The following is an 18902-nucleotide window of genomic DNA, read 5'->3' as shown; positions in this document are numbered from 1 at the left end:
CCGCTATCTGTGAATCCGGGTCGCTGTGTCGTGCATTACACGCGAACGACCGGGGTAGACGCCTCGCCAGGTCACGGGGCCAGCGAACCCAGCCACGGATCGTCGGGAGTGACGGTGGGGCAGTCGATGCCGAACGGGAAGTCCGGTCCGCGTACCCGAGCCGCGGGCGGGGCGCACGCCCCGACGCCACCGCTGCGCCGCCGGGCGCGGAGGCGCTGGGTCCTGGCCGCCGGGGTCGTCGCCGCCTGCACCGCGATGGTGGCTCCGCCGGCAGACTCGCCGGACCTCGTCGCGGTCGGGCACGCCGACGACGGCGCCGTGCCGCGGGCGCTCTCCACCCGCTGGGCCATCCCCGCGCTCTCCGAGGGCGCCCCCCGCGGAGCCACGACCCTGCCCGCCACACCCGCCCGGGTGGCGGGCACGGAGCCGGCGCCCGAGGCCGTCGTCACCGGCCTGGCGGCCAACGGCATCCCGAACGTGGCGCTCAACGCCTACCGCGTCGCCGCGGCCCGCATGGCGTCGGCGAAGCCCGGCTGCGGCATCGACTGGTCGCTCCTGGCCGGCATCGGGCGGGTCGAGTCCAACCACGGCCGGTACGGGGGTGCGGTCCTCGCCCCGAACGGCTCCGCGACGCCGAAGATCCTGGGCCCGGCCCTGGACGGCGGGCGGTTCGCCTACATCGGGGACAGCGACGGCGGCGTCTGGGACGGTGACACCACCTACGACCGGGCCATGGGCCCCATGCAGTTCATCCCGACCACCTGGCGCTCCTACGCCATCGATGCCGACGGGAGCGGCGTCGCCGATCCCTTCGACATCGACGATGCCGCCCTCGCCTCGGCGAACTACCTCTGCGTCGCCGGTGGCGATCTGCGGACGGCGGCCGGCCAGCGCCGGGCGGTCTTCGCCTACAACCACTCCGACGAGTACGTCGCGGAGGTGCTCGCACTCGCCCGGGCCTACGCCACCGGCCTCCCGGTGGCCGACCTGCCCCTGGTCGGCGACACCAGCGGGCCGGTGCCCCCGCCGTCCGGCTTCTACGGCGCCCCCGCCGCCCCCGGCCCGGCTATCGGCGTCCAGGACATGACCACCTCGCCGCCGGAGCAGACCACGGGTTCCCGGCCGCAGTCCTCGACCGCCCCGCCGGCCCAGCCGGCCGCCACCGGCGGCGGGGCGCCGGCGCAACCGGCTCCGGGCAGCGGTTCGAGCGGATCGACGCCGCAGCAGGGGACCGCGCCGCCGCCGCCGCCGGCCGACCCGGCCCCGCGGCCGGCCGACCCGCCGCCGGCACCCGCCGGCGGTGCACCGGCCCCCGCACCACCGGCGCTGCCCCTGCCCGTCCCGGTCCCCGTACCTGCGGCCCCGGCACCCGCTCCTCCCCCGCCCCCGGCACCCCCGGTCGTGACCGAGCTGGTGCCCGGGGTGACCTGCACGCTGCTCGGCCCGCTCGGCCTACCCCTCCTGCCCGATCTCCCGACCTGCCCGTGAGGCCTGCGGCGTCCGTGCCGTTGGCGGCCGGAACACCGCGAACGGGTCGGTGACCTCGAGGCTCGCCGACGCGAAGCGGTAGAGCATGGCGGGCCGCCCACCCGACCGTCCCGGGGCCGACAGCTCGCCGGTCGCCTCGAGGACGCCCCGGCGCAGCAGGACCCGCTGGAGGTTGGTCGGGGTGACGTCGTAGCCGATCGCCGCGACGTAGATCTCGCGGAGGTCGGCGATGGTGAACGCCGGCGGCGCCAGGGCGAAGCCGACGTTCGTGTAGGACAGCTTGGCCCGCAGCCGGGCGAGCGCCGACCCGACGATCGAACCGTGGTCGAACGCCGTGGCCGGCAGCGCGTCGACCGGGTGCCACGCGGTGTCCTCGGGCAGGAGCGGGTCCAGGTGGGAGGGCACCAGGCCGAGGTAGGCGGTGGCCACCGTCCGCCCGCGGGGGTCGCGGTCGGGATCGCTGCGCGTCTCCAGCTGCTCCAGGTGGGCGAGCTGGTGCACCTCGACCTTGCTCGCCAGCTGACGGGCGATCGAGGTGCCCAGGCGCTCGTCGGGCAGCAGCGGTCCGCCGGGCAGCGCCCAGGTACCGGCGAACGGCTCGTTCGCCCGCCGCCACAGCATCACGTGCACCCGCGCCGTCCGGACCTGCAGGACCGCGGCGAGCGCGTGGTGCGGGTAGGCGGGTCGGTCCGGCGAGGACCACACGGAGGGCACGACGGGAATGCTAGGGTCTGTCCCACAGGTTTTCGACTGTGAGTATGAAACCCACTCCTCCGGAGGTCCCGGTGACCGCAACGCTGAACGCCCCTGCCGCTCCGAGCTGGTCGCCGGACCAGTGGGATGCCTGGCGTGACGAGGTCCGCCGGCTCGCCGCCGAGCGCGACGCCGTCGTCCTGGCGCACAACTACCAGGCCCCGGAGATCCAGGACGTCGCCGACCACGTGGGCGACTCGCTCGCCCTCTCCCGCCGCGCGGCCGCCAGCGAGGCGAGCACCATCGTCTTCGCCGGCGTGCACTTCATGGCCGAGACCGCCAAGATCCTCGCGCCGGAGAAGACCGTGCTGGTGCCCGACGCGAACGCCGGCTGCTCCCTGGCCGACACCATCACCGCCGACCAGCTCCGGGCGTGGAAGGCCGAGCACCCCGGCGCCGTCGTCGTCTCCTACGTGAACACCTCGGCCGAGGTGAAGGCCGAGACCGACATCTGCTGCACGTCGTCCAACGCCGTCGAGGTCGTCGAATCCGTCCCGGCCGACCGCGAGGTGCTGTTCCTGCCCGACCAGTTCCTCGGCGCGCACGTCCAGCGGGTCACCGGCCGGCAGAACATGCGCATCTGGATGGGCGAGTGCCACGTCCACGCGGGCATCTCCCCCACCGACCTCCGGGCCAGCGTCGAGGCTGCCCCGGACGCCGAGCTGCTCGTGCACCCCGAGTGCGGTTGCGCCACCAGCGCGCTGTGGATGGTGTCCGACGGCCAGCTGCCCACCGAACGGGTGCACATCCTCTCCACCGGCGGGATGCTCGACGAGGCCCGCCGGACGACGGCGAAGCGCGTCCTGGTCGCCACCGAGATCGGCATGCTGCACCAGCTGCGCCAGGCCAACCCGGGCACCTCGTTCGAGCCGGTCAACTCCCGCGCGGCCTGCCCCTACATGAAGATGTCGACGCCGGAGAAGCTGCTGCGCGCCCTCCGCGAGGGCCGCGACGAGGTGACCGTCGACCCGGAGATCGCCGCGCGGGCCCGTGCGGCGGTCGAGGCCATGGTCGCCATCGGCACGCCGTCGCCGGTCGGCGAGTGACGTGTCGACGAACCTTGCCCGCGTCGTCCCGGCGCTGCCGCTCCCGGTGGCGGGCTGGACCCGCGGCACCGACGTCGTCGTGGTCGGCAGCGGAGCCGCCGGGCTGATGACGGCGGTGGCGCTGGCCGACGCCGGGCGTGCAGTCACCGTCGTGACCAAGGGCGCGCTCGGCGACGGCAGCACCACCTGGGCCCAGGGCGGCCTCGCCGCAGTGCTCGGCGCCGACGACGACCCGGAGCTGCACGTGCACGACACCCTGGTCGCCGGCGCCGGCCTCTGCGACGAGGAGGCCGTGCGCACCCTGGTGGCCGAGGCGCCGGCCGCCGTGGCGCACCTGCAGGGGCTCGGTGCCCGGCTCGACCTGGACCGGACCGGCCGTCCGGCCCTGACGCGGGAGGGCGGGCACAGCCGCGACCGGATCGTGCACGCCGGGGGTGACGCCAGCGGCGCCGAGGTGACCCGGACGCTCGGCGACGCGCTGCGGGTGCGCGGCATCGAGGTGCTCGAGCACACCGCGGCCCTCGACGCGCTGCTCAGCGCGGACGGCCGGGTCGCCGGCCTGCGGGTCGCGCGGATCTCCGACGGCGCGCTCGTCGACGCCGGGGACCTGCACGCGCGGGCCGTCGTCCTGGCGACCGGCGGGTACGGCCAGCTCTACGCCGCGAGCTCCAACCCGGCGGGCGCCACCGGCGACGGGCTCGCCCTGGCGCTGCGGGCCGGCGCCGAGGTCGCCGACGTCGAGATGGTGCAGTTCCACCCCACCGTGCTGTGGACCGGGCCCGGCGCCGCGGGCCAGCAGGTGCTCGTCTCCGAAGCGGTGCGCGGCGAGGGCGCCGTGCTGGTCGACGCGGACGGACGGCGGATCATGCTCGGGGCGCACCCGCTGGCCGACCTCGCCCCGCGCGACGTCGTCTCGGCGACGATCGCCGCCTCCCTCCGGGCCACCGGCGCGGACTCCGTCTTCCTGGACGCCTCGCACCTGGGTGCGGACTTCGTCGCCCGGCGCTTCCCCGGGATCACCGCCGCCTGCGCAGCGGCCGGGTTCGACCTGACCCGCGAGCCGGTGCCGGTCGCGCCGGCGGCGCACTACGCCTGCGGCGGGGTGGTCGCCGACCTGGACGGGCGGACGACGGTGCCGGGCCTGTACGCCGTCGGCGAGGTGGCCTGCACCGGCGTGCAGGGTGCCAACCGACTGGCGTCCAACTCCATCACGGAGGGCCTCGTCGCGGCCCGGCGCTGCGCCGCGCTGCTGGCCGAGGACCTGCCGGCCGCGGCAGCACCGGTGCCGCCGCGCGGCCCGGTCGACGCGGTCGACCCGGCGGCCCGCGCGGAGATCACCGCCGCCACCACGCGGCACGCCGGCGTCGTCCGGGACGCAGACGGCCTCGCCGAGCTGGCCGGCCTCCTCGGCGGACTCCCCCGGCTCATCCCCGGAGCCGCCCTGGACGCCGCGACGGTCGAGACGACGGCGCTGCACACCGTGGCCACCCTGCTGACCGCCGCCGCCCTGGCACGGACCGAGAGCCGGGGCTGCCACCGCCGCCTCGACGCCCCGGAGACCCGCCCCGACTGGCAGGTCCGCCTGGTGCACCGGCTCGACCGGAGCGGCTCCGTGCACACCCGCACGGAGCCGGTCCGGCTGCTCGCGGCGGCGCAGGTGGTGGCGTGACCGGCGACGGCGCGCTGCGCCCCGCCCTGGCAGCCGCGCTCGCCGTGGCCGGGCTGGACCCGGCCGAGGTGGTGCGGGTCATCCGCCGCGCGCTCGACGAGGACCTGGCGCTCGGCCCCGACGTCACCACGAACTCCACCGTGCCGGCGGACTCCCGGACGACCGGTGACGTCGTGCCGCGGACACCCGGTGTGCTGGCCGGGGTGCCGGTGGCCGCGGCGGTGTTCGAGCTGGTCGGCGGGCCGGACGTCGAGGTCGATCTCCGCGCCGGTGACGGGACGGCCGCGGAACCCGGGAAGCCGGTGCTGACCGTGGCCGGTCCGACCCGGGCACTGCTCACCGCGGAGCGCACCGCGCTGAACCTGATCAGCCACCTCTCCGGGATCGCCACGCTGACCCGCCGGTGGGTCGACGCCGTCGACGGCACGGACGCCGCCGTCCGCGACACCCGCAAGACCACGCCCGGGCTGCGGGCGCTGGAGAAGTACGCCGTCCGGTGCGGGGGCGGGGTCAACCACCGGATGGCGCTCGGGGACGCCGCCCTGGTCAAGGACAACCACGTCGCCGCGGCCGGCGGGATCCGGGCCGCCGTGGACGCGGTGCGGGCCGCCGCGCCGGGGGTCACCCTGGAGGTCGAGTGCGACACGCTCGACCAGGTGCGCGAGGCGATCGCGGCCGGTGTCGAGCTGGTGCTGCTGGACAACTTCCCGCTCGCCGACACCCGGACGGCGGTGGAGCTCGTGCGCGGGTCCGGTGTCCGGCTGGAGGCCAGCGGCGGGCTGTCCCTGGACCGGGCGCACGAGGTGGCGGCGACCGGCGTCGACTACCTCGCCGTCGGCGCGCTCACCCACAGCGCCCCGGTGCTCGACCTCGGGTTCGACCTCCGCGGCTGAGTCGTCGTCAGCGCTGGTCGGGGTGCACCCAGCCGATCGCGGGCGCGACGTGCTGCACGATGTTCTCCAGCAGCCGCGCGTTGTAGTCGACGCCCAGCATGTTGGGGACGGTGATCAGCAGGGTGTCGGCATCGCGCACGGCGGCGTCCTTGGACAGCTCCTCGGCCAGCTGGTCGGGCTCGCCCGCGTAGCTCTTCCCGAACCGGGCCCGCACGCCCTCGAGGACGCCGACCTGGTCCTGACCGGAGCGCTCGCCGCCGAAGTAGGCGCGGTCCTCGTCGCTCACGATCGGCAGCACGCTGCGGCTGACCGAGACCCGCGGCTCGCGCTCCCACCCGGCCTGCGCCCACGCGGCCCGGAAGCGGGCGATCTGCTCGGCCTGCAGCTCGTCGAACGGCACCCCGGTGTCCTCGACCAGCAGCGTCGAGCTCATCAGGTTCATCCCCTGCTGCGCCGTCCACTCCGCCGTCGCCCGGGTGCCCGACCCCCACCAGATGCGGTCGCGCAGCCCCTCCGACTGCGGCTGGACCGCCAGCCGGCCGCGGGCTCCTCCCGTCATACCGGGATCGGCGTCGACGACGGTCCGCCCCTCGATCGCGGCGAGGAAGAGCGCCGTCTTGTCGCGCGCGAGGTCGGCGTCGCTCACCCCCTCCGGCGGCACGTAGCCGAACGCCTCGGAGCCGCGCAACGCCGTCTCCGGTGAGCCGCGGCTGATGCCCAGCTGCAGCCGGCCGTCGGAGAGCAGGTCGGTCGCCGCGGCCTCCTCGGCCATGTACAGCGGGTTCTCGTAGCGCATGTCGACGACGCCGGTGCCGATCTCGATCCGGTGGGTGCGGGCGGCCATCGCGGCCAGCAGGGGGAACGGCGAGGCCAGCTGCCGGGCGAAGTGGTGCACCCGCACGGAGGCGCCGTCCACGCCGAGCTCCTCGGCGGCGACGGCCAGCTCCACGCTCTGCACCAGCGCGTCCCGACCGGTGCGCACCTGCGACCCGGGGATGGGCTGCCAGTGCCCGAAGGACAGGAATCCGATCTTCTTCTCCACGCGGGGGGAAGCGCAGCGCGCGCACCGCCTGTTCCCGGGTGCCGCCGCCGGCGACAGTGCAGTTGTGGTCGCCGACACGGGGGGACACGCCGTGGCGGGCGACCACAACTGCCCTCTCGCCCAGGCACGGACGACGGAGCAGCGCACGGCCCCGAGCGACCGCGGGAGCGGGATGTGACGGGCCGGTCCCCGCCACTTGGCACAACCCGCCGAACCCGCGTCGAGAACTAACAGCGTGTGACGGCACGATCACGACTCTCCGTGACCCGGTTCCGTCACTTCACGCCCACGATGGGTGACCCTGTGGGAGTGAGCCTTCCTGCCTCCGAGACGCCTCGGACGCCCGCCGCGACCGGCAGCGCCGTCGGGCAGCGCATGCGGGCCATCGACACGCTCCTCGCCGATCGCGGCCAGCTGTTCCAGGCCCTGTTCCTGTCCGCGCCGATCCCCAAGGCCCTGGTCGACCTCGACGGGCACATCCTGGTGGCCAACCCGAGGCTGTGCGCCCTCACCGGCCGGACGGCGGAGGAGCTGGCCGGCCGGCACGTCGACCTGTTCGCCCACCCCGACGACCCGCCGGTCGCCGACCTCGGCCTGGTGCCCGGTCCGGACGAACCGGCCGACCTCGACCCGCACCTGATGCTGGACGGCGAGCGGCGCCTGCGTCGGTCGGACAGCACCGAGCTGTGGGTCGTGCAGTCGCACGAGATCGTCCGCCACAACAACGGCGAGGCGCAGTTCGTCGTCCTGTCCCTCGTCGACGTCACCGACCGGCGCCGCGCGGAGGACGACCTCGTCCGGCGGGCGTTCACCGACCCGCTCACCGGGCTGCCCAACCGGCGCGCGCTGACCGACCGCCTGCGTCACGCCGTCGCGCTCTCCCGTCGCCGCGGCCTGCACGTCGGCCTGGTGCACCTCAACATCGACCGCTTCAAGGCCGTCAACGACACCCTCGGCCACGAGGCCGGCGACCAGCTGCTCAGCCAGGTCGCCGACCGGCTGCGCTGGAGCACCCGCGTCGAGGACACCGCCGTCCGGCTCGGTGCCGACGAGTTCCTCGTCGTCGCCGAGGACGTCGAGGACCTCGACGGCCTGCGGGCCCTCGCCGACCGCCTGCTGGCCGTGCTCGACGAGCCCTTCCTCGTGCACGACCGGGAGATCTCCCTCTCGGCGAGCGTCGGGCTCACGCTCGGCTCCGACACCACGCCCGACGACCTGCTCCGCCAGGCGCAGAGCGCGCTCACCCGCGCCAAGGCCGACGGCAGCCGGGCCCGGATCGAGGTGCACGAGGGCGCGCTCAGCCGGGACGACGTCGACGCGCTCCAGTTGGAGACCGACCTCAAGCACGCACTGGACAACGAGGAGCTGCGGCTGTTCTACCAGCCGATCGTGCACCTCGCGGACGAGACGCTGCTCGGCTACGAGGCGCTGGTCCGCTGGGAGCACCCCACCCGAGGGCTCCTCCCCCCGGCCGCCTTCCTCGACGCGGCCGAGAACAACCGGCTGACCTCCAAGCTCGGCGCCTGGGTGCTGCACCGCGCGTGCACCGACGCCGCCGCGTGGCCCGACGACCTGCGCGTGCACGTCAACGTCTCGGCCCGGCACCTGGCCGAGGAGGGCTTCAGCGAACTGGTCGCCGAGGCGCTCGCGCTGTCGGGGCTGGCCCCGCACCGGCTCGAGCTGGAGATCACCGAGTCGACGGCGCTGTTCGCCGCCGAGGCCACGCTGCACTCGGTCGCCGTCGTCACCGACCAGGGCGTGACGCTGGCGCTGGACGACTTCGGCACCGGCTACTCGGCGATCACCGCCCTGCACCGGCTGCCCATCCACACCGTCAAGATCGACCGGTCCTTCGTGGCCGACGTGGTCACCGAGCCCTCCACGGCCGCCCTGGTGCAGGGGCTGCTGCAGCTGGGCCGCGGCATGGGGCTCCAGGTCATCGCCGAGGGCATCGAGGACCTCGACCAGGCGGCCTGGCTGCTCGACCACGGCTGCGCGATGGCGCAGGGCTACGCGTTCGGCCGCCCGGCCCCGCTGCCCAGCCCGGCCGCGGTGTTCATCGGCGAGATGACCGACGCCCCGGCCGAGGACGTCGCCGGCGAGCTGCTGCCGGAGGAGCTCGAGGTCCCCGCCCTGCCGCAGCAGCGCAGCCACCCGTCGTTGCGCACGACCGACCTCGACGACACCGGCGCCTTCGCCCGCGGGCAGATCCCCGACGAGCAGGGCGATCCCGAGGACTGCTGAATCCGGACCACGCGGTGTCGTTCGTCGTCCGCGTGCCTGCGACCCCGCCGGACACCCCGGCCGGCCGTGCACGCCGGCGATGAACGACGAGGGTCACGGTCAGTGCCGAGGCAGGACCAGCGGGACCGGGCGCTTCGGTGCCCGGCCGTCCCCCGAGGAGCGACCGCGCACCCGGCGGGCGATCCAGGGGGCCACGAACCCGCGCAGCCACGCGGCCTCCTCGGCCAGTGCGGCGCGGAGCCGCCGCGGGCGTGATCACCGTCATGCGGAGGAAACCGCAGGTGGGCCAGGATGGGCCGCATGCGCACCGACGTCGCCGCCACCCTCACCATGAGCTCGCCCGAGCCGGCGACCGCGCTGCTGCAGGTGGCCGTCGCCGATCCGGCCACCGAGCAGCTCACCGTGCTCTCCGACGGCACCCCGGTCGAGCCGGAGGAGTTCGAGGTGGACGGCGCCCGGGTGCACCGGCTGCAGCTGCTCACCGGCGACACCACGGTCACGTACTCCGCATCGGTGCAGGACGGCGGATCCCCGCGGAAGGTCACCCCGGCCGAGTGGGCGGAGGCGCTGCGCCCGAGCCGCTACTGCCCGTCCGACCAGCTCGAGGGATTCGCGGGCACCGAGTTCGACCGGACCCGGCCCCGTACCGAGCTGGTGCCGGCCGTGGCCGCCTGGGTGAACCGACGGCTGGTCTACACCTCCGGCGCCAGCCGCCCGGTCGACACCGCCGTCGACACCCTGCTCGCCGGACAGGGGGTGTGCCGGGACTACGCGCACCTGACGATCACCCTGCTGCGGGCCCTGGAGATCCCCTCCCGCCTGGTCGCGGTGTACGCACCGGGGCTCTCCCCGATGGACTTCCACGCCGTCGTCGAGGCCGACATCGACGGCGTCTGGTCGGTGGTGGACGCGACGCGGCTGGCCCCCACCAGCGCGCTGGTGCGCATCTGCTCGGGCCGGGATGCCGCCGACACGGCGTTCCTGTCGCTGTTCGGCGGCATCGCGCGATTCGAGGGCATGACCGTCACGGCGACGACGGACGGTCCGCTGCCGGCTCCGGCCGACGCCCCGTTCCCGCTGCCCTGACCGCGGTCAGCCGCGGTAGGCCTCCAGCAGCCGGAGCCAGATCTCGTTGATCGTCGGGTAGGCGGGGACGGCGTGCCACAGCCGCCGGATCGGCACCTCTCCGACGACGGCGATCGTCGCCGCCTGCAGCAGCTCGGCCACGGCCGGCCCGACGAAGGTCAGCCCGACGAGCACCTCGCGGTCGGTGTCGACGACGGCGATCGCGCGCCCCTCGTACCCGTCGGCGAACAGCGAGGAGCCCGCGACCTTCAGCGGGATGTCGATCACGCGGTGCGCCAGCCCGGCCTTCTCCGCTTCGGCGGCGGTGCGCCCGACGCTGGCCACCTGCGGCATGGTGAAGACGACCGACGGGGTCGCGTGCTCGTCGGCGGTGGCGACGAACGGTGACCAGTCGGAGGTGTCCGGCTCCTCCCCCTGCGCCCGCGCCACGATGGCCGCGCCGGCCTGGCGGGCCTGGTACTTGCCCATGTGGGTGAGGAGCCGCCGGCCGTTCGCGTCGCCCACCCCGTAGAGCCACGGGACGCCGTCGACGCGCAGCGTGTCGTCGACGTCGAGGTACTCGCCCGGCTCGAGGCCGACGGTCTCCAGCCCGATGTCGCCGGTGCGGGCGGCCCGCCCGACGGCGACCAGCACCTCGTCGCCGCGGAACTCCCCGCCCGACGTGCTGAGGACCACCTCGTCGCCCTCCCGGCGGGCGGCGGTGACCTCCGTGTCGAGCCGCACGTCGACGCCGGCAGCCCGCAGCCCGCCGAGCACGGCGTCGGAGGCGGCCGGTTCGGCGCCCTCCAGGACCCGCTCGCCGTGCTGCAGCACCGTCACCCGGGAGCCCAGGGCCTGCCACGCGGTCGCCATCTCGCACCCGACGTAGCCGCCCCCGAGGACGAGCAGCCGGCCGGGCGCCTCCTTGGCGCTGGTCGCCTCCCGGGGGCTCCACGGCTGCACGTCGGCCAGCCCGTCGACCGGCGGCATGGCGGCCGTCGACCCCGTGCACACGGCCACCGCGTGCCGCGCGGTCAGCCGCGTCTGCGTGCCGTCGTCCCCGGTGACGACGACGGTGCGCTCCCCGGCCAGCCGTCCGGTGCCCCGGATCAGCTCGATGCCGGCGCCGTGCACCCACTCGATCTGCCCGGAGTCGTCCCAGTGCGAGGTGAAGGAGCTGCGCCGCTCCAGCGTGGCCGCGACGTCCTGCTCCCCGGTCACGGCCTGCCGCGCCCCGTCGACGGCACGGGCCTCGGCGAGCACCTCGGTGCCCCGGAGGAGGGCCTTGCTCGGCATGCACGCCCAGTAGGAGCACTCCCCGCCCACCAGCTCGCTCTCCACCAGGACGGCGCTCAGCCCGCCCCGGACGACGACGTCGGCGACGTTCTCCGCCGTCGACCCGGCACCGAGCACGATCACGTCGTAGGTCTGCTCCACCGTTCCCCATCCGCTGCCGGGGGGCGTCTCCGCTCCTCGCTGCGCTGCGCACGCCCCTGTCCGCTCACCGGTCATCCTGTCGGTGTGGTCGACTGGCCGCCATGCCGGTCGACCGCGCCGAGTTCACCGCCGCCCTGGGCCAGTACGCCGCCGGGGTCTGCCTGCTGACCGTCCGGGACGGGATCGACGACGTCGGGACGACGGTCAGCTCGGTGATGAGCGTCTCCGCCGATCCCCCGCTGGTCGCCGTGGGGCTCTCGGCAGCCGGCTACCCGGCGGAGGTGCTCGAGGAGGTCGGCACCTGCGGGCTGACCGTGCTCGGCGCGCAGCACGCGATCGTCGCCGCACGGTTCTCCTCCGCCGGGCGGCCCAGCGCACGCCATCTGCTCGAGTCGGTGCCGTGGTCACGGGCCCCTGGCAGCGAGGCGATCGTGCTCGACGACGGCCTGACCGCCCTGGACTGCCGGCTGGAGCGCCTGGTCGAGGCCGGCGACCACGTCCTGGCCCTGCTCGCCGTCGACGAGGTCCTGCCGGGCGGCCCCGCGGGCGGCCCCCTGCTGCGGCACCGCGGCCGCTACGTCGACGCGACGGGCCACCCTCCGGGCCGGCCGTGAGGGTGCCGGCAGAAATATCTCCGGGACCTGTCACATCCCGGGCACCGGCGGTGCTGACGAGGTGTGGAACCGTTCCGACCGTCGGCCGCTGCCGCAGTGCCCTTCCCGGGGCTGCGCGGGGCCGCGCGGTCCCGTGCTGATCGGGGCAGCGGCATGTCGCGCGGACGGGTCGACGTGCGGACCGACCTCGAGCAGGTCTTCCGCACCCACTACGCGGGCGTCGTCGCCGTCGCCGCGCGCGTGCTCGGTTCCCGGGACTCCGCCGAGGACGTCGCCCAGGAGGTCTTCCTCTCCTTCGGCCGCTCGTCGGTGCCCGCCGACGAGGCGGGCGGCTGGCTGACCGTCGCCGCGACGCACACCGCCCTCAACCTGCTCCGCTCGGGACGCCGCCGCAGCGCCCGGGAGGAGCTCGCCGGGGACGGCCCGACCGCGGCCCCGGACGTCGCCGACCTCGTGGTCACCCGGGAGGAGCGCAGCTCCGTGCGGGCAGCGCTGGCCAGGCTGCCGCACCGGCAGGCGGCCGCGCTGGTGCTCCGGCACAGCGGCCTCAGCTACGCCGAGGTGGCCGCCGCCCTCGATCTCTCGCCAGGCAGCGTGGGCACCACCGTGCGCCGCGCCGAATCCGTACTGCTCAAGGAGCTGAACCGCCATGCGTCACCCGAGTGAGGGCGTCCTGCGCCGACTGGTCGACGAGCCCGCCGGCGTGACCGACGACGACCGCGCCCACGTGGCCTCCTGCCCGGCGTGCCTGCGCGCGCTGGACACCGCCCGGGCCGACGCCGAGCTCGTCGGTGCCGCGCTCGCCGCACCCCGGGCCGGGGAGCCCGATGCCGACGCCGCCTGGGCCCGGCTGACGTCCGCCACCGCGCCGGGCGCCGTGCCCGCGTTCCGCCCGGCGGCTCCTGCGGGGCGCCGCCGGTGGACGACCGCGGTGCGCCGGCCGGCCGTCGCCGCGCTCGGCGCCGTGGTGCTGGTGACCGGCGCGGGCGTCGCGGCGGCCAACGACTGGCTGCCGATCTTCTCCACCGAACGCGTCGACCCGGTCGAGGTCACCGCCGGCGACCTGGTGCAGGTGCCCGACCTGTCCGCCTACGGCGACCTGCAGGTCGTCCAGGAGCCCGACCCCGAGGTGGTGGCCGACGCCGACGCCGCGCGCGAGCGGACCGGTCTCGACGTCCCCGAGGTCGCCGACCTGCCCGACGGCGTCTCCGGGGACCCGGCGTACCAGGTGGCCGGCGTCGTCGAGGCCGTGTTCACCTTCTCGGCCGACAAGGCCGCGCAGGCCGCGGCGGCCGAGGGCGAGGTGCTGCCGCCCCCGCCCGCCGGCCTCGACGGCAGCCAGCTCCGGCTGCAGGCCGGCCCCGGGGTCGCGGCCATGTGGTCGCAGCCGACCGGGGTGCCGACGCTGGTCGTCGCCCGGGTGGGGGCCCCGACGGTCCAGTCGTCGGGGGTGCCCTTCGAGACCGTGCGCGACTACCTGCTGTCGCTGCCCGGTCTCCCGGACGGCCTGGCCGACCAGCTGCGCGACCTCTCCGCGGACGGCGGCACCCTCCCGCTGCCCGTCCCGGCCGAGCTGGTGACCAGCTCGACCGCCGACGTCGGCGGCGTCGATGCGACCGTGCTCACCTCCCGCAACGGGCTGTTCGCCGGCGTGGTCTGGGTGGAGGACGGCGTGATGACCGGGGTCGCCGGAACGCTGAGCGCCGAGGAGCTGCTGTCGGTCGCCCGTGGCCTCGGCTGACGCCGCTACCGTCCGCAGGGTGACCTCCGAGACCGGCGCCCTCGCCGACCTCCCGCCGTCCCCGGCGGTCTGGTGCTCCGGGCTGCGCAAGCGGTACGGGCGCCGGACCGCCGTCGAGGAGGTCTCCTTCACGGTGGCCCGCGGCGAGGTGCTGGGCCTGCTGGGCCCCAACGGCGCGGGCAAGACCAGCGTCATCAAGATGCTGCTGGGCCTGGTGCGGCCCGATGCCGGCGAGGTGCTGCTGCTGGGCCGGCGCGCGTCCGACCCGCGCTCCCGCAGCGCCGTCGGGTACCTGCCCGAGCTCTTCCGCTACCAGCCGTGGCTGACGCCGACCGAGGTGCTCGACCTGCACGTGCGGCTGGCCCGCGCCGACGTCACCGCCGCCGAGCGGGAGGAGTGCCTGGCGCTCGTCGGGCTCGCCGGCCGGACCGGCGACCGCGTGGGCGGCTTCTCCAAGGGCATGCAGCAGCGGCTCGGTCTGGCCGTCGCCCTGGTCGCCCGCCCCGAGCTCGTCGTGCTCGACGAGCCCACCAGCGCGCTGGACCCGGTCGGCCGGGTCGACGTCCGCGACATCGTGCTCTCGCTGAAGGCGCGCGGCGTCGCCGTGCTGCTCAACTCGCACCTCATCGGCGAGGTGGAGCGGGTGTGCGACCGGGTCGTCATCCTGGACCGGGGGCGGGTGGCGGCGTCGGGCACCCTCGCCGAGCTGCTCGGCCAGCGGGAGGTCCGGCTGCGGCTGGCGGGGGTGGACGGCGCCGGGGAGGACCGCCTGCGGGCGGCCGGCTCCCTGAACCGCAGCGGCGACTGGTTCACCGTGCAGCTCGCCAGCGAGGACGACGGCGTCACCGTGCCCGACCTGGTGCGCGACCTCGTCGGCCTCGGCGTGCGGGTGCACGCCGTCGAGCCGGTGCGGATCAGCCTCGAGGAGCGGTTGCTCGCCGTCCTGCGGCACGACGAGCCCGAGGCGGCGCCCCGGTGATCGTGCTGACCGTCGCCGGCCTGACCCTGCGCGAGGCCTTCCGCCGGCGGGTGGTCTGGGCGCTCCTCGTCCTGACGGTGGCCCTGCTGGTCCTCAGCGGCTGGGGCTTCTCGAAGCTGATCGGTCTGGACACCGACCTCGGCACCATGACCAGCGGCGAGGCGCGGCTGGTGGCCTCGCTGCTGATCAACCTGATCATGTTCGGGTTCAGCCTGATCGCCGCGATCGGCACGGCGTTCCTGGCCGGTCCCACGCTCGCCGGCGAGGTGGAGTCGGGGCAGGCGCTGGCGATGCTCGCCCGGCCGGTCCGCCGGTCGTCGGTGCTGCTGGGCAAGTGGCTGGGGCTGCTCACCTTCGGCTGCGGCTACGTGATCCTGGCCGGGCTCGCCCAGCTGCTCGTCGTGCGCGCCGTGGTCGGCTACTGGCCGCCGTCGCCTACCTCCGGGCTGGCGCTGCTGGCGGCCGAGACGGTCGTGCTGCTGACCCTGGCCCTCCTGCTGTCCAGCGTCGTCTCGCCGATGGCCTCGGGGATCATCTCGGTCGGCCTCTTCGGGGCGACCTGGGTGGCCGGCGTCGTCGGCGGCATCGGCGGCGCCCTGGGCAACGAGGGCGTGGAGCGCGTCGGCACCGTCTCCCGGGTGATCCTCCCCACTGACGGGCTGTGGCGCGGGGCGATGAACGCCTTCCAGGACCCGATCGCGCTGGTCCAGATGGGGCCCGGCGAGGGCGGCTTCCCGTTCCTGAGCGAGGCGCCGCTGACCCCGGCGTACCTGACGTGGGCCGCGGTGTGGATCGCGGTGATCCTGGGCCTGACCGCCCTGTCCTTCCAGCGCCGCGACGTCTGAGGAAGGACCCCCCTCCTCCTCCCCGTTCGCACGCTCGCGCGAGCCTCCGGACGCCGGCCGCGGGCCTTCGCAGGCTCGGGGCGGGGTCGTCGTGGACATCCGGTCGCGGCTGCCGGGACGCGCGAGTCCTGACATCCTCTCTCCGACGGCGCGACGTCGAGCCGCCGGTCGGGACTGGGGAGGTCGCATGAGCACGACGGCGGGGGGAGCCAGGCAGCAGGCCGACCAGGAGCGCCGCCGCGGCGGGTTCAGCTCCCGGCGGGTCTTCATCCTGGCCGCGATCGGGTCGGCGGTCGGGCTCGGGAACATCTGGCGGTTCCCCTACGTGGCCTACGAGAACGGCGGCGGCGCGTTCGTGGTGCCCTACCTGGTGGCGCTGCTGACCGCCGGCATCCCGTTCCTGCTGCTCGACTACGCGATCGGCCACCGCCACCGCGGCTCGGCACCGCTGTCCTTCGCTCGGCTGCGCCGCGGCACCGAGGGGCTCGGCTGGTGGCAGGTGGGCATCTGCTTCGTCATCGCCGTCTACTACGCCGCGGTCATCGCGTGGGCGCTGCGCTACACCTTCTTCTCCCTCGACGAGTCGTGGGGCGCCGACCCCGAGGGCTTCTTCTTCGGCGAGTTCCTGCAGGCCGGGGACGTCCGGGTCACCGCCGACGTGGTGCCCGGGGTGCTGGTGCCCCTCGCACTGGTGTGGCTGGCCGTCCTCGTGATCATGGCTCTCGGCGTCCAGCGCGGGATCGGTGCGGTCTCGCTGGTCTTCATCCCGCTGCTGGTGCTCGCCTTCGCCGCCCTCGTGGTGCAGGCGCTGCTGCTGCCGGGGGCGGCCGGCGGCCTCGACGCGCTGTTCACGCCCGACTGGTCGGCGCTCACCTCGGCGCCGGTCTGGGCCGCCGCGTTCGGCCAGATCTTCTTCTCGCTGTCGATCGGCTTCGGCATCATGATCACGTACGCCTCGTACGTGGGCCGGCGCGAGGATATGATCGGCTCCGGTCTCGTCGTCGGCTTCTCGAACTCCGGCTTCGAGCTGCTGGCCGGCATCGGCGTGTTCGCCGCTCTCGGCTTCATGGCCCAGGCCGGCGGGGTCGCGGTCGGCGAGGTCGCCAGCGACGGGATCGGGCTGGCCTTCATCGCCTTCCCGACGATCATCAGCGAGGCCCCGGCCGGCGCCCTGCTGGGGGTGCTGTTCTTCGGCTCGCTGGTCATCGCCGGGATCACCTCGCTGGTCAGCGTGCTCGAGGTGGTGATCTCCGCCGTCCGCGACAAGCTCGACACCGGCCGCCTCGCCGCGACCCTGGTGGTCGGCGTCCCCGCCGCCGTGCTCAGCCTGGTCCTCTTCAGCACGACGAGCGGCATCTACGTGCTCGACGTCGTCGACCACTTCGTCAACCAGTACGGCATCCTCGTGGTGGCGCTGATCAGCATGCTGGTCGTCGCGTGGGCGCTCCGCGCCCTGACCGGCCTCGGCGAGCACCTCAACGTGCACGGCCGTCCCCGGGTCGGCACCGGCTGGCGGGTGCTGACGAGCCTCGTCGCTCCGGCGGGCCTGGCGGTCGTGCTGGTCTTCGCGCTCCAGGACGACCTGTCCGCGCCCTACGAGGACTACCCCGGCTGGCTCCTGCTGGTCCTCGGCTGGGGGCTGGTCGTGGCGCTGCCGCTGGTCGGCTTCCTCGTCGCCCGGCTGCCGTGGCGCGCCGGGACGCACCTGGACGGGCCACCGCCCGGCGCGGATCCGGCGACGCCGGTGTCCGCCACGGCCGCGGCCGAGCCGCCCCCCGGCAACCGGCCGGGAACCGGTCAGGACGAGGGAGGACCCCGATGAGCACGGCCGCGATCGTGATGATGGTGGTGGCGATGCTCGTGATCTGGGGCGGTCTCGCCCTGGCGATCGCCAGCCTGGTGCGCCACGGCGCCGTCGAGGACCGCGCCGAGAACCTGCACCGGGACCGCTGACCTCGGCGGACGGCGCGCCGACGCGGTGCACGGCACGAGGCTTTCCTGCCTCGAGCACATCTGCGAGGGTGCCCGGCATGACCCCCGTGTGGATGACGAGCTTCCCGCTGCCCAGGCGGGTCGTGGAACTCGCGCGGCTGGCGGAGGACTCGGGATACGCCGGCCTGGGGTTCACCGACACCCAGAACCTGGCACCCGACGTCTACTCCTCCCTGACGCTGGCAGCGGGCTGCACCGAGCGACTGCTGCTGCGTACCTCGGTGACCAACCCGGTGACCCGGCACCCCTCGGTGACGGCGAATGCCATCGCGACGGTCGACCTCGTGTCCGACGGCCGCGCCGTTCTCGGGATCGGGCGCGGCGACTCGTCGGTGGCCACGATCGACCGCCCACTGGCCTCGGTAGCCGACTTCGAGTCCTACGTCCGCGAGGTGAAGAGCTACCTGCTCGGCAGCGAGGACGGCACGGTGCCGGCGAGGAACCGGTGGATCGACGGAGCGGGAAGGGCAGTACCGGTCGACATCGCCGCGACCGGACCCAAGGTCATGGCGGTGGCCGCCCGACAGGCAGACGCCGTCACCGTGGCGGTGGGGGCGGATCCCGGGCGGATCCTGGCGGCGCGGGCGGCGGTCGAGGTTGCCTGCGAGGCGGCGGGCCGGGACCCGCGGGACGTCGCCTTCGGCGCCCACGTGAACGTGGTCGTCCATCCCGACGGCGAGGTGGCCAGGGCCATCGGCCGGGGGCCGCTCGCGGTCTTCGCCCGGTTCTCGGCGATGACGGGCCGGGCGGCGCCCGATGTGGATCCCGTCGACCGGGGCCGGCTGGAGCAGCTGGCGGCCGACTACCGGATGGACAGGCACGCGACGGGAGCTGCCGCCCCGGTCCCGGACGACCTGCTGGACCGCTTCGGCATCCTCGGCACCCCGGACTCCTGCGCCGAGCGGCTGGCCGGCCTGCGGAACCTCGGGCTGGACCACCTGGTCGTCATCGGGCCTGCCCCGGATGCGCCGTTCGACGAGGTGGAGCGAGCGTGGCGCACGCTGGGTGAGCTGATCCAGGGGTAGCGGGACCTTCGCCGTGGGCCGGCCATGCGGTTGCACGCGGCCGGGAGCCGGACACCACGAGGGAAGGCC

General features: G+C 75.1%; 17 protein-coding genes. 14 read left to right on the top strand and 3 right to left on the bottom strand.

Annotated features, from left to right (window positions below):
• Positions 1-108 precede the first annotated feature (108 nt).
• Entirely contained in the window at positions 109-1488 is a 1380-nt protein-coding gene (locus BM142_RS25480; RefSeq protein ID WP_092195632.1) for a lytic transglycosylase domain-containing protein, read from the top strand.
• Here the strand turns inward: BM142_RS25480 and BM142_RS04715 are convergent.
• Positions 1453-2202 (bottom strand): NUDIX hydrolase, encoded by a 750-nt coding sequence (locus BM142_RS04715; protein ID WP_092195631.1) that lies wholly within the window; start codon positions 2200-2202, stop codon positions 1453-1455. The two genes, BM142_RS25480 and BM142_RS04715, sit on opposite strands and share 36 nt — an antisense overlap.
• 71 nt (positions 2203-2273) lie before the next feature.
• Between BM142_RS04715 and nadA the strand changes: the two genes are divergently transcribed.
• From nadA to nadC, 3 genes are read left to right on the top strand one after another with little or no spacing between them, the layout of a single operon-like run.
• Positions 2274-3287, top strand: coding sequence for a quinolinate synthase NadA (gene nadA / locus BM142_RS04710; protein ID WP_217640572.1), 1014 nt, complete (start codon positions 2274-2276; stop codon positions 3285-3287).
• 1 nt (position 3288) lies between these two features.
• Entirely contained in the window at positions 3289-4956 is a 1668-nt protein-coding gene (locus BM142_RS04705) for an L-aspartate oxidase (RefSeq protein WP_092195629.1), read from the top strand.
• Positions 4953-5849 (top strand): carboxylating nicotinate-nucleotide diphosphorylase, encoded by an 897-nt coding sequence (gene nadC / locus BM142_RS04700; protein WP_092195628.1) that lies wholly within the window; start codon positions 4953-4955, stop codon positions 5847-5849. Before BM142_RS04705 ends, nadC begins: the two co-directional genes overlap by 4 nt.
• A gap of 7 nt (positions 5850-5856) precedes the next feature.
• On the opposite strand, the gene BM142_RS04695 is transcribed toward nadC, so the two are convergent.
• A complete protein-coding gene (locus BM142_RS04695) occupies positions 5857-6891 on the bottom strand; it encodes an LLM class flavin-dependent oxidoreductase (RefSeq protein WP_092195627.1) in 1035 nt (344 codons plus the stop codon).
• 309 nt (positions 6892-7200) lie between these two features.
• On the opposite strand from BM142_RS04695, the gene BM142_RS04690 reads away from it, so the two are divergent.
• On the top strand, positions 7201-9135 hold the full coding sequence (locus tag BM142_RS04690) for a putative bifunctional diguanylate cyclase/phosphodiesterase (protein WP_254790542.1): 1935 nt from the start codon (positions 7201-7203) through the stop codon (positions 9133-9135).
• Positions 9136-9435: 300 nt separating this feature from the next.
• Positions 9436-10221: a transglutaminase-like domain-containing protein gene (locus tag BM142_RS04680; protein ID WP_217640571.1), complete on the top strand. Its 786-nt coding sequence runs from the start codon at positions 9436-9438 to the stop codon at positions 10219-10221.
• A 6-nt stretch (positions 10222-10227) separates the two neighbouring features.
• Here the strand turns inward: BM142_RS04680 and BM142_RS04675 are convergent, their stop codons facing one another.
• Positions 10228-11637: a dihydrolipoyl dehydrogenase family protein gene (locus tag BM142_RS04675; protein ID WP_217640570.1), complete on the bottom strand. Its 1410-nt coding sequence runs from the start codon at positions 11635-11637 to the stop codon at positions 10228-10230.
• Between the two features lie 101 nt (positions 11638-11738).
• Between BM142_RS04675 and BM142_RS04670 the strand changes: the two genes are divergently transcribed.
• The 8 genes from BM142_RS04670 (at position 11739) to BM142_RS04635 (ending at position 18833) form a co-directional block, all read left to right on the top strand.
• Positions 11739-12251, top strand: coding sequence for a flavin reductase family protein (locus BM142_RS04670; RefSeq protein ID WP_092195624.1), 513 nt, complete (start codon positions 11739-11741; stop codon positions 12249-12251).
• Between the two features lie 174 nt (positions 12252-12425).
• The gene (locus BM142_RS04665; protein ID WP_254790541.1) at positions 12426-12917 is read left to right on the top strand and encodes a sigma-70 family RNA polymerase sigma factor; all 492 of its coding nucleotides are present in this window, start codon (positions 12426-12428) and stop codon (positions 12915-12917) included.
• Positions 12901-13992 (top strand): hypothetical protein, encoded by a 1092-nt coding sequence (locus tag BM142_RS04660; protein WP_092195622.1) that lies wholly within the window; start codon positions 12901-12903, stop codon positions 13990-13992. Before BM142_RS04665 ends, BM142_RS04660 begins: the two co-directional genes overlap by 17 nt.
• 19 nt (positions 13993-14011) lie before the next feature.
• Positions 14012-14971: an ABC transporter ATP-binding protein gene (locus tag BM142_RS04655; protein WP_254790540.1), complete on the top strand. Its 960-nt coding sequence runs from the start codon at positions 14012-14014 to the stop codon at positions 14969-14971.
• Entirely contained in the window at positions 14968-15816 is an 849-nt protein-coding gene (locus BM142_RS04650; protein WP_092195620.1) for an ABC transporter permease subunit, read from the top strand. The genes BM142_RS04655 and BM142_RS04650 overlap by 4 nt, the downstream gene beginning before the upstream one ends.
• A gap of 187 nt (positions 15817-16003) precedes the next feature.
• Positions 16004-17638 (top strand): sodium-dependent transporter, encoded by a 1635-nt coding sequence (locus BM142_RS04645; protein WP_092195619.1) that lies wholly within the window; start codon positions 16004-16006, stop codon positions 17636-17638.
• Positions 17635-17769, top strand: a complete 135-nt coding sequence (locus BM142_RS04640; RefSeq protein WP_092195618.1) for a methionine/alanine import family NSS transporter small subunit — start codon at positions 17635-17637, stop codon at positions 17767-17769. The genes BM142_RS04645 and BM142_RS04640 overlap by 4 nt, the downstream gene beginning before the upstream one ends.
• 77 nt (positions 17770-17846) lie before the next feature.
• On the top strand, positions 17847-18833 hold the full coding sequence (locus tag BM142_RS04635; protein ID WP_139228766.1) for an LLM class flavin-dependent oxidoreductase: 987 nt from the start codon (positions 17847-17849) through the stop codon (positions 18831-18833).
• Positions 18834-18902 lie beyond the last annotated feature (69 nt).

Origin of the sequence: Blastococcus tunisiensis, from assembly GCF_900112815.1 — a bacterium.
GTDB classification, from domain to species: Bacteria; Actinomycetota; Actinomycetes; order Mycobacteriales; family Geodermatophilaceae; genus Blastococcus_B; species Blastococcus_B tunisiensis.
Note: the sequence above shows the minus strand (reverse complement) of the source record. Positions and strands in the feature narration are given on the sequence as shown.